The organism is Streptomyces sp. Ag109_O5-1 (assembly GCF_003814875.1).
Lineage (GTDB): Bacteria > Actinomycetota > Actinomycetes > Streptomycetales > Streptomycetaceae > Streptomyces > Streptomyces sasae.
Map to the genome: position 1 here is coordinate 11012732 of NZ_RKQF01000001.1, position 15936 is coordinate 11028667.

Genomic DNA, 15936 nt, shown 5'->3' on the forward strand with positions numbered 1-15936 from the left:
AAGACTTGATCGTATTAGGACTCGCGCAGGTCCTTGACCCGGCGGAGTTTGCCGACCGAGCGCTCCAGGGTCTCCGGGTCGACGACGGCGACCTCCACGGTGACCCCGACGCCGTCCTTGATGCCCTGGGCGATGGTCCGCGTGGCGGCCTCGCGGTCGGCAGGGCCGGCGTCGGGCCGCGCCTCCACGCGGACGGTCATGTGATCCATCCGTGCGCGCCGGCTGATCTGGATCTGGAAGTGCGGGGCCACCCCCGGCGTCCGCAGCACGATCTCCTCGACCTGGCTGGGGAAGACATTGACCCCACGCAGGATGATCATGTCGTCGCAGCGGCCGGTGATCTTCTCGATGCGGCGGAGTCCGGGACGCGCGGTGCCGGGCAGCAGCCGTGTCAGATCCCGGGTGCGGTAGCGGATGACGGGCAGCGCTTCCTTCGTGAGCGAGGTGAGGACCAGCTCGCCGCTCTCGCCCTCGGCCAAAACCTCGTCGGTCAGCGGGTCCACGACCTCGGGGTAGAAGTGGTCCTCCCAGACGTGCAGCCCGTCCTTGGTCTCCACGCATTCCTGTGCGACACCGGGGCCGATGACCTCGGACAGCCCGTATATGTCGACCGCGTGGATGTCGAGGCGCTCCTCGATCTCGCGGCGCATCTCCTCCGTCCAGGGCTCCGCACCGAAGATGCCGACCTGGAGGGAGGTGGAGCGGGGATCGATGCCCTGACGCTCGAACTCGTCGAGGAGGGTCAGCATGTAGGACGGCGTGATCATGATGATCTCGGGCCGGAAGTCCTGGATGATCTGCACCTGGCGGGCGGTCATCCCGCCGGAGGCCGGGATCACGGTGCAGCCGGCGCGTTCGGCGCCGTAGTGGGCGCCCAGGCCGCCGGTGAACAGGCCGTAGCCGTAGGAGATGTGCACCTTGTGCCCCGGGCGGCCGCCGGCGGCCCGGATGGAGCGGGCGATCACGTCCGCCCACATGGACAGGTCGTTGTCGGTGTAGCCGACCACGGTGGGACGGCCGGTGGTGCCGCTGGAGGCGTGCACCCGCCGCACCTCGGACATCGGTACCGCGAACATGCCGAAGGGGTAGGTGTCCCGCAGATCCGCCTTGGTCGTGAACGGGAAACGGGAGAGGTCCGCGAGGGTGCGGCAGTCGTCGGGGCCCACGCCGGCCGCGTCGAACTTCTTGCGGTACAGCTCCACGTTGTCGTACGCGTGCCGCAGTGTCGTGCGCAGCCGGGTGAGCTGGAGCGCCCGGAGCTCCTCGCGGGACATCCGCTCGGCGTCGTCCAGGAGCGCCTCGGGCAGCGGCTCTCCCCGGCGGGTGCCCCTGGGCCCGGGCGGGATCACTTCGCTGCTCATTGCGGCTCGTCGTTCTGTGTGCGCAGAGTGCGACTGCGGCCGCGGAACTCCGCGATCACCTCGTCGCCGCGCACGACACTCACGTCGTAGACACCGCTGCGGCCGAACCGGACCCGCTCCCGCGCGGTGGCCACCAGCACATCGCCCTCGTAGGCGGGTGCGACGAAGTCGATGTCGGCGCCGGCGGCGACGGTCACAGGGCCGTGGCTGTTGCAGGCACTGGCGAACGCCGAGTCGGCGAGCAGGAACACGTAACCGCCGTGGGCGATCCGGTGCCCGTTGACCTGCGAGGCGGTCACGGTCATCCGCAGAACGGCGGTCCCCTCGCCGTGCTCCAGCAACTCGATGCCGAGCCCGCGGGAAGCCTCGTCCGCGGCGAACATCGTCTCGACGGGGCCCGGCCTCGTGTCAGGTGCCTGGGTCGTCATTTCCACCACCTTGTGAACCGACCGAACATTCGGTTAGCGTGCGGCGTGGTCAAGTAATCCAGCAAGGCCCCTGCATGTCAAGAGGTGGACGACGTGCCACAGCTGGGGCGGACCAGCCCGACTTCAGCGACTTCCACGGCACCCCGTCCGTCCCGAAGCCGAGGAGGCTGCCCGATGTCCGACGACGTCTACCTGATCGACGGGGCCCGCACCCCGCAGGGCCGCTACGGCGGAGCCCTGGCCGCCGTACGCCCCGACGACCTGGCGGCCCTCGTCGTCGGTGAGGCCGTCCGGCGGGCCGGCGTCCCCGGCGCAGCCGTGGACGAGGTCATCCTGGGAGCCGCCAACCAGGCGGGCGAGGACAACCGGGACGTGGCCCGCATGGCGGTGCTGCTCGCCGGGCTGCCGCACACCGTGCCCGGCTACACCGTCAACCGCCTCTGTGCCTCGGGCCTGACGGCGGTGGCCTCGGCAGCCCAGACGATCCGCGCCGGCGAGGCGGACCTCGTGGTCGCCGGGGGAGTGGAGTCCATGACCCGGGCGCCCTGGGTGATGGAGAAGCCCGGCACCCCGTGGGCCAAGCCCGGGCAGGTGCACGACACCGCCCTGGGCTGGCGGTTCACCAACCCGCGCTTCACCGCCGCCGACCGGGCCGTGCCCGGGGACGCCGGACCGGATACGGCGAAGACCACGCTGTCCATGGGTGAGACCGGCGAGGAGGTCGCGGCCCTGGACGGCATCACCCGCGCCGAGTCCGACGCCTTCGCCCTGCGCAGCCACCAGCGGGCCGTGGCCGCCCAGGAAGCGGGCCGCTTCGACCGCGAGATCGTGCCCGTCCCGGTACGCGACGGCCAGGTGACCCGGGACGAGGGCCCGCGCCCCGCCACCACCCTGGAGAAGCTCGGCTCCCTGCGCACCGTCTTCCGCGCGAACGGCATCGTAACCGCCGGTTCCTCCTCGCCGCTGTCCGACGGCGCGGCGGCCCTGGTGGTTGCCGGTGCCGAGGCGGTGGAGCGGTACGGCCTCACTCCCCGGGCCCGGATCGTCGCGTCGGCCTCCGCCGGTGTGCAGCCCAACCTCATGGGGCTGGGCCCGGTCCCCGCCACCGAGAAGGCCCTGGCCCGAGCCGGCTGGGGGACCGGCGACCTGGACGCCGTGGAACTCAACGAGGCGTTCGCCGCCCAGGCGCTGGCCGTCATCCGCCGCCTCAAGCTCGACGAGGAAAAGGTCAACGCCGACGGCGGCGCCATCGCCCTCGGGCATCCGCTCGGCTGCTCCGGCGCCCGCATCCTGCTCACGCTGCTCGGCCGCCTCGAACGCGAGAACGGCCGCCGTGGCCTGGCCACCCTCTGCGTGGGCGTGGGTCAGGGCGTCGCCCTGCTGGTGGAGCGGGTCTGACCGCTGCTGCTTGAACAGCGGGCCGACCGGGTCGTCAGCCCGCCAGGCGTTCCAGCAGCAGGAAGCCGATCGAGTTCATGAGGCCCCATCTCTCACCCGCACATCTGGGAGAAAGGCTAGGCAAGAAGTCCCCGAAGGTGTTCCCGGATTTACCCGAGAAGGTGATGTAGTGAGGAAGAATCTTCTCCATGGATGCCATGGACCGGAAGATTCTTGCCGAGCTGCAGCAGGACGGCCGTCTCACGATCACCGAACTGGCCGCGAGGGTGCAGCTGAGCGTCTCGCCCTGCCACCGTCGCCTGCGTGACCTCGAAGCCCAGGGCGCGATCCGCGGCTACCGCGCGGTGGTGGACCCGGGCGCACTGGGCCTGCACTTCGAGGCGCTCGTCTTCGCCACGCTGCGCTGGGAAGCACCCGACACCGTCACCGCCTTCGAGGAAGTGGTCAGCGCCATCCCCCACGTCCTCCAGGCCCAGCGCCTCTTCGGTGAGCCCGACTACCTGCTGCGCGTGGCCACCGCCGACCTCGCCGCCTTCCAGCAGCTCTACGACGAGCGGCTCGCACGCCTTCCCGGTGTCCAGCGTCTGACCTCCACCCTCGTCATGAAGCACGTCGTCGAAGACCGCCCCCTGCCCGGATGACCGCCCCGCCCGAGTGATCCACATGGTCACTTTCCGGCCCGGGATCCGGCCAATGACCGGGCCCCGCTCTTGCCAGACCGGGGAGGGGGGACCTTATGATGAACCGAACGAATGGTCGGTAGGGAGTTGGTGGAGATGACCGAAGCGGTCGGACGGGACACCGAGCCGGACCTGGAGTCCCACTTCGAGGCGACGATCGCGCGCGACCAGAGGATCGAGCCGCGTGACTGGATGCCGGAGGGCTACCGCAGGACGCTGATCCGGCAGGTCGCCCAGCACGCGCACTCGGAGATCATCGGCATGCAGCCGGAGGGCGAGTGGATCACCAAGGCGCCGTCGCTGCGCCGCAAGGCGATCCTGTTCGCCAAGGTCCAGGACGAGGCCGGCCACGGCCTGTACCTGTACTCGGCCGCCGAGACCCTGGGCGCCGACCGGGCGGACCTCACCCAGCGCCTCCTCGAAGGCCGCCAGAAGTACTCGTCGATCTTCAACTACCCGGCGCTGAGCTTCGCGGACGTCGGTGTCATCGGCTGGTTCGTCGACGGCGCGGCCATCTGCAACCAGGTACCCCTGTGCCGGAGCTCGTACGGGCCCTACGCCCGCGCGATGGTGCGGGTCTGCAAGGAGGAGTCCTTCCACCAGCGGCAGGCCTACGAACTGCTGATGACCATGATGCGCGGCACCGACGCCCAGCGGGAGATGGTGCAGGACGCGGTCGACCGCTGGTGGTGGCCCTCCCTGATGATGTTCGGCCCGCCCGACGACGACTCGCCCAACTCCGCGCAGTCGATGGCCTGGAAGATCAAGCGGCACAGCAACGACGAACTGCGCCGGCGCTTCGTCGACATGACCGTGCCCCAGGCCGCCAAGCTCGGTGTGACCCTGCCCGACCCCGAGCTGCGCTGGAACGAGGAGCGCGGCCACCACGACTTCGGCACCCCCGACTTCTCCGAACTCAAGGAAGTCATCAGCGGCAACGGCCCCTGCAACGCGCAGCGGATGGAACGCCGTCGGACCGCCCACGAGGAAGGCGCCTGGGTGCGTGCGGCCGCCGGCGCGCACGCCGCCAAGCAGGCCGCCCGAGCCCGCGAGGAGGCAGTGGCATGAGCGACCCGGAGAACTGGCCCCTGTACGAGGTGTTCATCCGCGGCAAGCGCGGCCTCAACCACGTCCACGTCGGCTCGCTGCACGCGGCGGACGACCAGATGGCCCTCACCCACGCCCGCGACCTCTACACCCGGCGCAACGAAGGCGTGAGCATCTGGGCCGTCCGCTCGGACCACATCGCCGCCACCACCCGGGACGAGAAGGACCCCTTCTTCGCCCCGAGCGCCGACAAGGTCTACCGGCACCCGACGTTCTACGACATCCCCGACGACGTCCCGCACATCTAGGAGCCGGTGATGAGCGACGACCACGTCTACCTGAGCCTCGCCGAGGGCCACGACGACAGCGACGCCCGCTGGGCGTTCGGCACCGGCTTCGAAGACCCCCTGCACGGCGTCGACACCGCCGTACCCGAGACCGTCGACGCCGCCCGACTGGCCGCCACCTGCCTCGCCCTCGGCGACGACGCCCTGGTCCTCGCCCAGCGGCTCGCCGAATGGGTCACCCGGGCCCCCGAACTGGAGGAGGAGATGGCGCTCGCCAACATCGGGCTCGACCTGCTCGGCCAGGCCCGCCTGCTCTACGCCCGCTGCGGCCAGACGGACGGCACCGGCCGCACCGAGGACGCCTACGCCTACTTCCGTGACACCGGCGACTTCCGCAACGTACGCCTCGCCGAACTCCCCAACGGCGACTTCGCCCACTCCGTGCTGCGGCTGCTGATGTTCGCGAGCTGGCGGCTCGCCCACTTCACCGAACTGGCCGGCACACCCGACCCGGTGCTCGCGGCCATCGCGGCCAAGGGCGTCAAGGAGCTCACGTACCACCGGCAGTACGCCGCCGAGTGGGTCGTACGCCTGGGCGACGGCACGGAAGAGTCCCATGCGCGCATGCTGACGGCCCTGGAATCGCAGGCCCCCTACTGGGAGGAACTGTTCGCCGCCGAGGACGTACGCGACGCGGTACTGGCCGATCTCCGGCAGGTCCTCGACGCGGCCGGACTTCCCGTGCCGGACCCCGCGCCCCTGCCCGGCAGCGGTCGCGACGGCGAGCACACCGAGCATCTCGCCCCGCTGCTGGCCGAGCTGCAGAGCGTGGCCCGCGCACATCCGGAGGCGACATGGTGACCACAGTCCTGTCCGACGTCCGGCGGGCCCGGCACCTCGCCGAACAGGTCCCGGACCCCGAACTCCCCATGCTCACCCTGGCCGACCTCGGGGTGCTGCGGGGTGTGACGATCACGGCCGACGGCACGGTGGTCGCCGACCTCACCCCCACCTATTCGGGATGCCCCGCCATGGCCGAGATGCGGGCCGGGGTCGCCGCGCGCCTGCGGGACGCCGGCTTCGACCGCGTCGAGATCCGCACGGTGCTGGTCCCGCCGTGGACGAGTGACTGGATCACCCCCGAAGGACGCCGCAAACTCGCCGAACACGGCATCGCCCCGCCCATGGCGGCGCCGCAGCGCCCCGCGGGTCCCGTCCCCCTGACCCTGTCGCCGACCCGGCGCACGGTCCCGTGCCCGCGCTGCCAATCGGTCGACACCGAGGAGACCTCCCGCTTCGCGGCCACCTCCTGCAAGGCACTGTGGCGGTGCCTCACCTGCCGTGAGCCGTTCGAGTACGTCAAGGAGATCTGATGGCAGAGCTGACGGCACCGACCGCCGGTGCCCTTGTGACGACAGCACGCCGGCGCCGCCCAGCCTTCCATCCCCTGCGTGTCGCCGCGGTCCAGCGCCTGTGCGAGGACGCCGTGGCGGTCACGTTCGACATCCCCGGCGCCCTCGCGGAGGAGTTCGCCTTCGGCCCCGGCCAGTCGCTCACCCTGCGCCGCGACATCGACGGGCGCGACGAACGGCGCTCCTACTCGATCTGCTCACCGGCCGGCGCACCGCCCCGCATCGGCGTCCGCGAGGTGCCCGGCGGGCTCTTCTCCTCCTGGCTGGTCCACGAGGTACGGCCGGGCGACACCCTCCAGGTGATGGCCCCCACCGGCGCCTTCACCCCCGACCTCACGGTGCCCGGCCACCACGTACTGATCGCGGCGGGCTCGGGCATCACCCCCATGATGTCCATCGCCGAGTCGGTCCTCGCGGCCGACGACCGCTCGAAGGTCACCCTGTTCTACGGCAACCGACGCACCGACACCGTGATGTTCGCCGACGAACTGGCCGACCTGAAGGACGAGTACCGCGCCCGCTTCCACCTCGCCCACGTCCTCTCGCGCGAACCCCGCGAAGCGGAACTCCTCTCCGGGCGGCTCGACGGCGAACGCCTCGGCGCGCTCATCGAGGGACTGATCGACGTGCCGTCCGCCGATCACTGGTGGCTGTGCGGCCCGCACGGCATGGTGCTCGACGCACAGCAGGTGCTCGCCGGTCTCGGGGTCCCCGCCCAGCGGGTCCACCAGGAACTCTTCTTCGCCGACGACGAGCCGATCGAACCCGTCCGCCACGAGGAGGCGGCGGCGACGGGACCGACCAGCGAGGTCACCGTCACCCTGGACGGCCGCTCCACCTCCGCGCGACTCCCTCGCGAAAGCACGATCCTGGACTCCGCCTCACACATCCGCCCGGACCTGCCCTTCGCGTGCAAGGGAGGGGTGTGCGGTACGTGCCGTGCGCGCATCACCGACGGCAAGGCGGACATGCGCCGCAACTACGCCCTGGAACCGGCCGAAGTGGACGCCGGTTACGTGCTGACCTGCCAGTCGTACCCGGTCTCCGAGACACTGACGGTCGACTACGACAGCTGACCGGCCGCCGCCCGGCATCGCCGGGCGGGGAACCAGGCATGGGGACCGGCCGTTCGGGTCTGGCTCGACAGCATCGCCACCGGATGGCCGCTGTGAAAGCCCGACTCGTTGACCTGGACGGCCAAGCGAGGCGTGGAGGAGTGAGCCGGGCCGAACTGCCCGGCTCGTCGACCGTTCCTCGCAGGACTGACGAATTACGCGAGCCCTGAGCTGCTGGGAAGTACCAACGCCGACTCCGTGTGGAGCGTGATGCGCACCGGTGTGAAGGTGGTGGCGTTCAGCGGCGACTCACCGGTGCCGGGGCTGCGGGCGTAGCGTGGGTGAGCGCCTCCGCTGATCTGCCAGCGTATGCGATGGCCGACGGGGAAGCGGTGGGCGCTACAGCTACGCCCCTGACAAGGAGACGCTGCTGGAACTGATGGTCGACCACGTCTGCGGCGAACTCACGGTCACGGACCCGCCCAGCGGCGACTGGCGTGCCGATCTGAAGACCGTGGCCCGACAGCAGCGCGCCCACATGCTGCGCCCCCATGGCTGCCCGCGGCCTTGTCCACCCGTCGCGTTCCGGGCCCCAACACGCTGGCCTTCCTGGAACACGTGCTCGCCGCCCTGCGGCCCACCGGGCTGGACGGCGCGGCGAAACTGGAGGTCTTCGCCCAGATCACCGCGTTCGTGGCCGGGCACGTCGCCCACGAGATCGCACAGGCCGCAGTCTCACGATCACCGGACCGGGCCGCAGCCGAGGGCCGCTACCTCGCCGCTGTCGCCGCCGACGGCTGCCACCCGGAACCCGCCGAAGCCCTTTCCGCCCCCGGACGTCCCCTCACTCCCGATGCCACCTTCACCCGGTTCCTCAACCGTCTGATCGACGGCCTTGATACCGACTGATGCCACGCAACTGTGAGTTGCGTCCCGCCCGCGGCACCTCCGGGGACCAGACCGTCGGCTTGCCCCTGGCCACGGCCGCTACGAGGGCTGCCCCCGGCGCCGTTTTCGGCGGCAGACCGGCTACCCACAGGCGGGTCAGAGCGCCCGGCTCCTTATGCGAGGGCAGCTGTGCGCACGGCGGGGATCAGATCCGCCGCACGTTCGAGCTGGTCGCGCTGGGAGTGCAGGTCCTGGGCGGCGAGGCGGAGGACGATGTGCCGGGCGCCGACGGCGACGTACCGTTCCAGACGCCCGACGACCTGATCGGCGGGGCCGGTGACGACGGCCTGGATCTGCTCCAGGTCCTGCAACGGCATGCCGTACGTGGCCCGAGCGTAGGCGTCCGTCGCCCGACGGCCCCGCTCGACGTCGTCGTCGATCCGAATCGAGACGAACAGCGCCGGGGTGATGTCCCCGGCCGGGCGCCCGGCGTCGGCCGCGGCCGCGCGGATGTCATGGAGTCCCGTGGCGTAGTCGGCTGGATCGGGAGGGTAGGGCAGCCAGCCGTCGTAGAGCCTTCCGGCGCGGGCCAGCGCCGACGGGGTCGCGCCACCGAGCCACACCGGCGGGCCGCCCGCGCGGGCCGGCGTGAGCGCGGGCGGGAGGTCGGCGAAGCGGAACAGCTCGCCCTGGAAGGAGCCGGCGCCGTCCCACAGGGCACGCCACAGTGCCACGGTTTCGTCGAGACGGGCGAAGCGTCCCGCCCACGGCAGTTCGGACAGGGCGTAGAGAGGCATGCCGAAGCGGCCCGGGAAACCGGCGCCGACCGTCACGGTGAGCCGGCCGCCGGACAACACGTCGATGGACGCGAGTGACTGCGCGGCCTGGACCGGCCGGCGCAGGGACGGCAGCAGGGCCGCCGTCCCCAGTGCCACGGTCCCGGTCGCCGGGGCGAGTGCCGCCAGCATCGTGAGCGCCTCGACGCGCGGGCTGAGCAGGGAGTCGTTGACGAAGAGCGAGGAGAAACCGAGGCGTTCGGCCGCGCGGCCGAACGCCACCAGTTCGCGGGGGTCGTCGGTCGGGCCCCATTGGGCCGTTCCGGTCGGGAGCAGTACACCGATGTCCATGCCGGTGATGTTCACGAACGGTGCGGCCGGCGACAATTCCCCGTGGGGAATGGCCCGTAGCCCTCCGCCGCCGTTACAACAGGTCAGTGGATTTCCCCCGCGCGCTTCGCGAACGCCGTGTCCGCCGCCGACTCAGCCAGCTCGACCTGGCGCTGCGCGCGGGCACCACCCAGCGCCACCTCAGCTTCATCGAGTCCGGCCGGTCCGTGCCCGGCCGGAACATGGTCGTGCGCCTGGCCGAGTCCTTGGAACTGCCGCTGCGGGAGCGCAACGAGCTGCTGCTCGCCGCAGGGTATGCCCCCGCCTATCCGGAGAGTTCGCTGGAGGGCCCAGAACTGGCGCCGGTCCGTAAGGCGATCGACCACATCCTGCGCGGGCATCTGCCCTATCCCGCGCTCGTCGTGGACCGGGGCGGCGACCTGATCGCCGCGAACCCGGCCTTTGATCTGATCGCCGAGGGGGCGGCCCCCGAACTGCTCGGCCCGGGCAGGAACGTCTACCGTCTCGCGCTGCACCCCGACGGTCTGGCGCCGCGCATCCGCAACCTCGCCGAATGGGCGCGCCACATCCTGGCCGGCCTCGGCCACCGGCCCGAGCTGCGATCCGAACTCACCTCGTATATCCCGGAGTTGGAGCCATCAGCCGGGGCGCTCGGATTCGCGGTACCCCTTCGGCTGCGCTCCTCGCGCGGCGACCTGAGCCTGATGACGACCGTGACGACCTTCGCCACCGCCGTCGACGTGACACTGGCCGAGCTGAAACTGGAGGCGTTCCTGCCGGCCGACCAGGCGACCGCCGAGGCGCTGTGGGCGGCGGCCGGGCCCGCGGCTCCCGTCGCCGGAGGTCAGGCTCCCGGGAACATGTAGTCGGTCCTGATCCGGCCGTCGTCGTCGAGTACGAGGATGTTCAGGCCCCCGCCCACGACGTCGCCGGTCTCGGCCGACACCGCCTCCCAGCCGAACTTCACCAGGCCGTGCAGCCGCACCGCGCCGGGGCGTGCCCGGAAGGCGAACCCCTGCGCCTCGACGAAGCGTTCGTGGCCTCGTGCAACCCGGTTCTCGATGGCGTCGTACCCCTGAGCCTCCAATGTCGAGTGGCCGAAGCCGAGTTCGGCGGCGACCTGCCTCATCTCCGCCGGTGGTTGGAGGACGTGGACGCCGTCCGTGGCCCACAACAGCTCGATGGCCGTTCGGCGTTCGGTGGCGTCCGGTGTCGTCCACTGGGCCATGTAGCGGTCGGCCAGCTGCTGTGCGTCGATCTCGATCACGCGAATCTCCTTGCAGGGCGGGGCGGTTCGGACCAGATCCTGCGGTGCCCGACCGCGACCGACAATTCCCGACGGGGAATCGGCAGAACGGCGTGCAGACGTCAGCGGCGAGACCGGCCGACCGCTGTGGTCAGGCGTCGTCGTCCCCCAACGCGTCGCGCAGTGCGGCGCGGGAGGCCACGCCCAGCTTGGGGAAGAGCTGGTGCAGGTGGGTGGAGGCGGTGCGCGGGGAGAGGAAGGCGTTCGCCGATCTGCTTGCTGGTGAGGCCCGCCGCCGCGAGCATGGCGATCTCGCGTTGCTGCGGGGCGAGCGACGCCAGCCCGGTGGCACCGGCGGGCCCGACGGACAACCCGGCGGCCCGCTTGATCAGGGCGGCCACCTCGTCCGGCCGGGACACGTACACGGCGTGGCTGCCGGGCACCTCGACGACCTGCGAGCCCGCCCGCTCGGACATCGCACGCTGCGCGGGCGGCGGGATCATACGGTCGTGGGTGGCGACGAGGTACCAGCTCGGCTTCACCCGCCAGGCCGGCTCCGCCACGGCGCCGATGGGCGCGTCGACACCCCACGGCACCTGCGAGTCGGCCATGAACTCCGCCAGTTCGACGGGAACGTCCGGCGAAGGAGTCCGCGAACTTCTCGCGGTCCAGGAACAGGAAACCGTCCTTGGGCGGCAGGATCGGCGGCACCGGAGCGCCGGGTCGGCGATGAGCGAGCTTACCGACTCGCCCTTGTCGGGCACGAACGCGGCGATGTAGACCAGCGCCGCGACCTTCGGGTGGTTGCCCGCCTCGGAGATCACGACACCGTCGTAGGAGTGCCCCACCAGGACGACCGGGCCGTCCAGGACGTCGATGGCCATCCGCGTCGCGGCGACGTCGCCCTCCAGCGACAGTGTCGGGTTCTGGACGACGATGACGTCGTACCCGTCCCGCTGGAGGGCGGCGTAGACCCCCTGTCAGCCGGATCCGTCCACAAGCCTCCGTGGACGAGAACGACGTTCCGCGATTCCGTACTCATGGCTTCTCCTTGGGTGTGCCCGACCGTCGCGGCCACGTGAAGAAAGCCAGGCAGGCGGCTGCCGCGACCGACTCCGTCAAGTGACGTAGATCGAAGAGACCTTGTCCCTCCTGCGCCCCTTCCGCGTCCGTCCCCCGTCCGTCCGGCATTCGGGTGACGCCTCCGTCACGAACGGTGATACGAGGTGACGGAGCCCTTGCGGCTTCCCGCGGAAGTTGCCACGCTGGTGGTTCGGACCGCTTGTTCCAGCTCTCCACGGCGTTCGCGAGATCGCCGGCCCCGACCAGTCCCGGCTCGATACGTTCGTGCGCGCTGCTCTCCTCCCCGGCGCTGAAGCGCGTGCACCGCGCTCACGTACCACAGCGACTGGCCGGACAGCCGCCGCCTCACCTGTGGAGCACACCATGGACACGAGCGAGGAGGCCGCCCGCGGCCTGACCGACATCCAGGACTTCCTGTACCAGCAGGCTCATCTGCGAGCGGCCCGTCGGCGCGTCGCGGACTTCACCGCACAGGAGCCCGGGCTGACCCGGGAACAGCGGACGGACATCGAGCGCTGGTATCTGGAGGAACAGACATACGTGGCCCGCATGGTCACCGACCACATCGCTGCCAGCATCAGCGAGGTGGAACAGCGCCATCGCGTCCGCTTCGGCCACTGGCTGCGCGGCACCCTGACCGCGATGATCCTCATCACCGCGGCCATGGCACTGTGCGTCACCGTGGTTCTGGTCGGCGCCTCCTAGGGTTCGGTGGCCCAAGCCCGATCCGGACAGCGGTGTCGGGGACGCGACGCTGGGTTCTGAGCGCTTGCTTCCTACGCGGCCCAGCCGCCGTACGGCACGGTGATGAGTTCCATGGCGTGGCCTGCCGGGTCCATGAAGTACACGCCGTGACCGCCGTCGTTGTGGTTGATCGTCCCGGGGTGTTTCCGCCTGGGGTCGGCGTAGTGCTCGATGCCGCGCTGCCTGATCTGCGCGTACGCCGCGTCGAACTCCTCCTCGGAGACCAGGAAGGCGTAGTGCTGTGGGGTGATCGTGTCCACCGGAACCGTGGCGAAGTCCAACGTGACGCCGTTGCTCAACCGGACAGCGATGAACGGGCCCCACTCGGAAGTGATCTCAAGGCCCAACAGGTCTGCGAAGAACTCCGCGGACTCCCGGTTGTCCCGGGCATGGACGATCGTGTGGTTCAGCTCGACTGACAAGGAATGCCTCCGAGGGCATCTCCCGACACCTCCATGCCTCACCCAGCCAGTGACCGGCACGCGATGTCGCCGTAGATCTTAGACGCCGTTGTCCACGTGGGCCAGACCGGCCGGATCAGCGGCGGCAACCGGTCGAACCGCAGAGCGCGGCTCCATGTCACAGATGTGCCTGCTGCCTCGTCTTCTGTGTACAGATGCCGGCGCGCGCCTGCGCACCGAACGACGAGCACCGGAGGTCTCCGTCGCCATGACCACCGCACGCGAAGATCCGGCCGCGTCCTGGCGTGAACACGCCGCCTGCCTACGCGAGGACCCTGATCTCTTCTTCCCCATCGGGAACGGCGGGCTGACGCGCCACCAGATCGACGAGGCCAAGGCCGTCTGCGGCGCGTGCCCCGTCGTCCGGCAGTGCCTCGCCTGGGCCGTGCGGACGGGACAGACGGAAGGGATCTGGGGCGGCACGACCGAGACCGAACGCCGTCTCGGTGCAGGCGCGATGATCTGACCTCCTGTCGGATGGTCATGTCCCTTGTAGTGCAACACCGTTGCGTTTAGCCACTGTTGGTGGCGTCAAGACCGCCTTCCTTGATCATCTCGAAGTGAAGGGCGTATGCCTGGGCTCTTCTGGGGTGCTTGCCGGTAGTGAACGTGTACTTGCTGTTGCGCTTGCGGACTCGGGCCTTCAGCCGCCAGCGTCGGCCCTTCGGCAGGAGGCCGGCCAGGGCGACACGACCGATCGCCCCGACGAGGCCCACCGGACCGGCCGGGACGATGCCGCCGGCGGCCACGATCTGGTCAGCGGCGGCGTTGAGCAGCACGATCAGGCTGACGCGCTCCGCCGACAGGCCCGGTTGGGCCGTAACCAGGTCGTCGGCGGTTCGCACCAGCGCCTGGTAGACCGTCAGCAGGGCATAGACCCTCCTGCTCGAGCCCGGGGACTGTCCGTGAGCGCAGCACCCGTCCGTCGAGGACGGTCGACTTCAACGAGAAATAGCAGGTCTCCGCCTGCCACCTGCGGTGATACAACGTGATCAGCTCGTGGGCGGGGTAGCTCTCGGAGTCCAGGAGGCTGGTCATCAGCCGCCACAGCTCGGTGCGGCGGGTGCCGTCGGCCAGCTCGATGGTCATCCAGGCTTCGATGATCCGTACCTCGAGCCGCCCGTAACCGCGCCCGGCCTGGTATCTCCCGGCGCAGACGGTGGTCAGGTAGGAGCCGTCCGGCAGCGGGTGGCGCACCGTCGGGCGCCGCTTGCGGGTCGAGCGCAGCAGGAAGGATGCGCCGGTGCCGGTCACTGCCTCCAGGAAGTCGTATGCGTCGTAGTAGGCGTCGGCCAGCAGCACCATTGAGGCGTCCAGATGGGACAGCAGGCGGCGCGCGTAGCCGAGTTCGTCGGTGGTGTCCGGGCCGAAGGCCGCGCCGAGCAGGGCGCGGGTGCCGCACTCGACCAGTGCCACCAGGCGCAGCAGGAGGTAGCCGAATTCGAGCACCTGACCACCGTGCTTGGGGAAGCGCCAGGTCACCGCCTCCTCGTCGGGGATGCTCAAAGTGGTGCCGTCCACCGTGACCGCCCGCAGACCGCGATAGAAGGAGCCGGACCGTGCCCGGGCGGCCACCGGACCCGCCAGGATCTCGAACAGGCGGCGCAGCGGAGCGCTGCCCGGTCGGCGCCGGGCTCGCGACAATGAGGAGGCGCACGGCCGCGCCACCGCGATCCCGTGCAGTCCCGCCCCGAGTTTGCTCCATACCGTCTGGTAGGACGAGCGCTCGAAGAAGGCGAGAGCGAGCACGAAGTACACCACCACCCGCGCAGGCAGCAACCGCACGCGCCGCTCACGCGAGCCTGTCTCCTCGAGGACGGCGTCAACCAGGTGCGGGTCGATGACCTGTGTCAACTCTCCCAGGTGGCCGGGAGCGTACACATCATGAGCTGACGCCACGGGTGGTGGGGTGGCAGAATGCCGCGGCAACGGGACCTCCGGTACGACGATCTCTGGGCTCGACACCACAGGGATCTACCAGGGGTCCCGTCCTCTCGTTCATGAACTTGACAAGACGCCGGACGGCATAACGCAACGGTGTTGCACCAAGCGGGACGCCATCTGTCGGAGTGGCAATGCGTCAGGACCGTCGGCATCAGGGCGGCCTCGGTTCCGGCGAAGCCGCCCACAGATGCCCACACTTGAAATCGAGAGAGCCCACAGAGGTGCCGCTGGGCAACCTTCCGAGGCCTGTCGCCTTCAACGATCATCCTTGGGTGGAGGGCGGCTTCGCGGTCTTCGGGTCTTGCCGGTCGAGCTGGCGTATGCGCAGGTCAGCGTGCTCGTCCACAAGGGTGAAACGGTGGTGTAAGAGACCACCAGTGCCCAGGGTGACTTGGCCAGCTAGGTAAACCCCACCTGGAGCAAGGTCAAGAGGGGCGCCGTGAAAAGCGCTCTGCGCGGACATTCGAGGGCTGCCCGCCCGAGTCCGCGGGTAGACCGCACGAGGCCGGCGGCAACGTCGGCCCTAGATGGATGGCCGTCTCCCCGGTTGCCGCGAGGCGACTGGGTGACAGAATCCGGCGTACAGCCTGACTCGTCTGCGGCTACCTGTGGCTTTGCCTCGGAAAGGGCCTCTGACCTGCGTCGGACGTCCTTTCCGATCTTTCGGGGGTTTGCCGCGTTAGGCGGCGGAAAGTCCCTCGGAAGTCCCTCGGGCAGCGGGTGTGCAGGTTTGACCTGATCCGGGGGTTTGCTCCGGCGTTGGGCTGATGCCCGC

The 15936-nt window shown here is 70.2% G+C and carries 18 protein-coding genes, 1 other RNA gene and 2 pseudogenes; 12 read left to right on the forward strand and 9 right to left on the reverse strand.

Going from position 1 to position 15936, the window contains the following annotated elements; all coding sequences use genetic code 11:
• Positions 1–14 precede the first annotated feature (14 nt).
• Positions 15–1361, reverse strand: a complete 1347-nt coding sequence (paaK, locus tag EDD90_RS50120) for a phenylacetate--CoA ligase PaaK (protein WP_123979823.1) — start codon at positions 1359–1361, stop codon at positions 15–17.
• Positions 1358–1789 (reverse strand): hydroxyphenylacetyl-CoA thioesterase PaaI, encoded by a 432-nt coding sequence (paaI, locus tag EDD90_RS50125; RefSeq protein ID WP_123979825.1) that lies wholly within the window; start codon positions 1787–1789, stop codon positions 1358–1360. The genes paaK and paaI overlap by 4 nt, the downstream gene beginning before the upstream one ends.
• A 174-nt stretch (positions 1790–1963) precedes the next feature.
• Between paaI and EDD90_RS50130 the strand changes: the two genes are divergently transcribed.
• From EDD90_RS50130 to paaE, 7 genes are all read left to right on the forward strand, one after another.
• Complete coding sequence (locus EDD90_RS50130; protein WP_123979827.1) at positions 1964–3187, forward strand: thiolase family protein; 1224 nt, start codon at positions 1964–1966, stop codon at positions 3185–3187.
• A gap of 188 nt (positions 3188–3375) precedes the next feature.
• The gene (locus tag EDD90_RS50135; protein WP_123979829.1) at positions 3376–3828 is read left to right on the forward strand and encodes an Lrp/AsnC family transcriptional regulator; all 453 of its coding nucleotides are present in this window, start codon (positions 3376–3378) and stop codon (positions 3826–3828) included.
• Positions 3829–3963: 135 nt separating this feature from the next.
• Positions 3964–4935: a 1,2-phenylacetyl-CoA epoxidase subunit PaaA gene (gene paaA / locus EDD90_RS50140; RefSeq protein WP_123979831.1), complete on the forward strand. Its 972-nt coding sequence runs from the start codon at positions 3964–3966 to the stop codon at positions 4933–4935.
• Entirely contained in the window at positions 4932–5222 is a 291-nt protein-coding gene (gene paaB, locus EDD90_RS50145; protein ID WP_123979833.1) for a 1,2-phenylacetyl-CoA epoxidase subunit PaaB, read from the forward strand. Before paaA ends, paaB begins: the two co-directional genes overlap by 4 nt.
• 9 nt (positions 5223–5231) lie before the next feature.
• Positions 5232–6062: a 1,2-phenylacetyl-CoA epoxidase subunit PaaC gene (gene paaC / locus EDD90_RS50150; protein WP_123979835.1), complete on the forward strand. Its 831-nt coding sequence runs from the start codon at positions 5232–5234 to the stop codon at positions 6060–6062.
• Positions 6056–6574: a 1,2-phenylacetyl-CoA epoxidase subunit PaaD gene (paaD, locus tag EDD90_RS50155; protein WP_123979837.1), complete on the forward strand. Its 519-nt coding sequence runs from the start codon at positions 6056–6058 to the stop codon at positions 6572–6574. The genes paaC and paaD overlap by 7 nt, the downstream gene beginning before the upstream one ends.
• Positions 6574–7689: a 1,2-phenylacetyl-CoA epoxidase subunit PaaE gene (paaE, locus tag EDD90_RS50160; protein ID WP_123979839.1), complete on the forward strand. Its 1116-nt coding sequence runs from the start codon at positions 6574–6576 to the stop codon at positions 7687–7689. The genes paaD and paaE overlap by 1 nt, the downstream gene beginning before the upstream one ends.
• A 194-nt stretch (positions 7690–7883) precedes the next feature.
• Here the strand turns inward: paaE and EDD90_RS50165 are convergent.
• Positions 7884–8075 (reverse strand): annotated as a pseudogene (locus EDD90_RS50165) (CocE/NonD family hydrolase C-terminal non-catalytic domain-containing protein); the annotation flags it as partial.
• Between EDD90_RS50165 and EDD90_RS50170 the strand changes: the two are divergent.
• Positions 8069–8577: pseudogene (locus EDD90_RS50170) on the forward strand (TetR/AcrR family transcriptional regulator C-terminal domain-containing protein); the annotation flags it as partial. The pseudogenes EDD90_RS50165 and EDD90_RS50170 overlap by 7 nt on opposite strands.
• 152 nt (positions 8578–8729) lie before the next feature.
• Here EDD90_RS50170 and EDD90_RS50175 read toward each other — a convergent pair.
• A complete protein-coding gene (locus EDD90_RS50175) occupies positions 8730–9683 on the reverse strand; it encodes an LLM class flavin-dependent oxidoreductase (protein WP_123979841.1) in 954 nt (317 codons plus the stop codon).
• Between the two features lie 86 nt (positions 9684–9769).
• On the opposite strand from EDD90_RS50175, the gene EDD90_RS50180 reads away from it, so the two are divergent.
• Positions 9770–10549 (forward strand): helix-turn-helix domain-containing protein, encoded by a 780-nt coding sequence (locus EDD90_RS50180; protein WP_123979843.1) that lies wholly within the window; start codon positions 9770–9772, stop codon positions 10547–10549.
• Here EDD90_RS50180 and EDD90_RS50185 read toward each other — a convergent pair.
• Both EDD90_RS50185 and EDD90_RS50190 read right to left on the reverse strand, forming a co-directional pair.
• Positions 10528–10950 carry a hypothetical protein gene (locus EDD90_RS50185; protein WP_123979845.1) on the reverse strand — a complete coding sequence of 141 codons (423 nt, stop codon included), beginning with the start codon at positions 10948–10950 and terminating at the stop codon, positions 10528–10530. The two genes, EDD90_RS50180 and EDD90_RS50185, sit on opposite strands and share 22 nt — an antisense overlap.
• A gap of 101 nt (positions 10951–11051) precedes the next feature.
• Positions 11052–11867, reverse strand: a complete 816-nt coding sequence (locus EDD90_RS50190) for an alpha/beta fold hydrolase (protein WP_398928802.1) — start codon at positions 11865–11867, stop codon at positions 11052–11054.
• A 508-nt stretch (positions 11868–12375) separates the two neighbouring features.
• Here EDD90_RS50190 and EDD90_RS50195 point away from each other — a divergent pair.
• Positions 12376–12717, forward strand: coding sequence for a hypothetical protein (locus EDD90_RS50195; protein ID WP_123979847.1), 342 nt, complete (start codon positions 12376–12378; stop codon positions 12715–12717).
• A 71-nt stretch (positions 12718–12788) separates the two neighbouring features.
• On the opposite strand, the gene EDD90_RS50200 is transcribed toward EDD90_RS50195, so the two are convergent.
• Positions 12789–13178, reverse strand: a complete 390-nt coding sequence (locus EDD90_RS50200; protein ID WP_123979849.1) for a VOC family protein — start codon at positions 13176–13178, stop codon at positions 12789–12791.
• Between the two features lie 247 nt (positions 13179–13425).
• On the opposite strand from EDD90_RS50200, the gene EDD90_RS50205 reads away from it, so the two are divergent.
• Entirely contained in the window at positions 13426–13683 is a 258-nt protein-coding gene (locus EDD90_RS50205) for a WhiB family transcriptional regulator (protein WP_123979851.1), read from the forward strand.
• 46 nt (positions 13684–13729) lie between these two features.
• Here EDD90_RS50205 and EDD90_RS50210 read toward each other — a convergent pair whose 3' ends face one another.
• Both EDD90_RS50210 and EDD90_RS50215 read right to left on the reverse strand, forming a co-directional pair.
• A complete protein-coding gene (locus EDD90_RS50210; protein ID WP_185149509.1) occupies positions 13730–13996 on the reverse strand; it encodes a hypothetical protein in 267 nt (88 codons plus the stop codon).
• Entirely contained in the window at positions 13974–15116 is a 1143-nt protein-coding gene (locus tag EDD90_RS50215) for an IS4 family transposase (protein ID WP_185149510.1), read from the reverse strand. The genes EDD90_RS50210 and EDD90_RS50215 overlap by 23 nt, the downstream gene beginning before the upstream one ends.
• 189 nt (positions 15117–15305) lie before the next feature.
• Between EDD90_RS50215 and rnpB the strand changes: the two genes are divergently transcribed.
• Positions 15306–15757: RNase P RNA component class A (gene rnpB, locus EDD90_RS50220), an RNA gene on the forward strand.
• Positions 15758–15936: the final 179 nt, after the last annotated feature.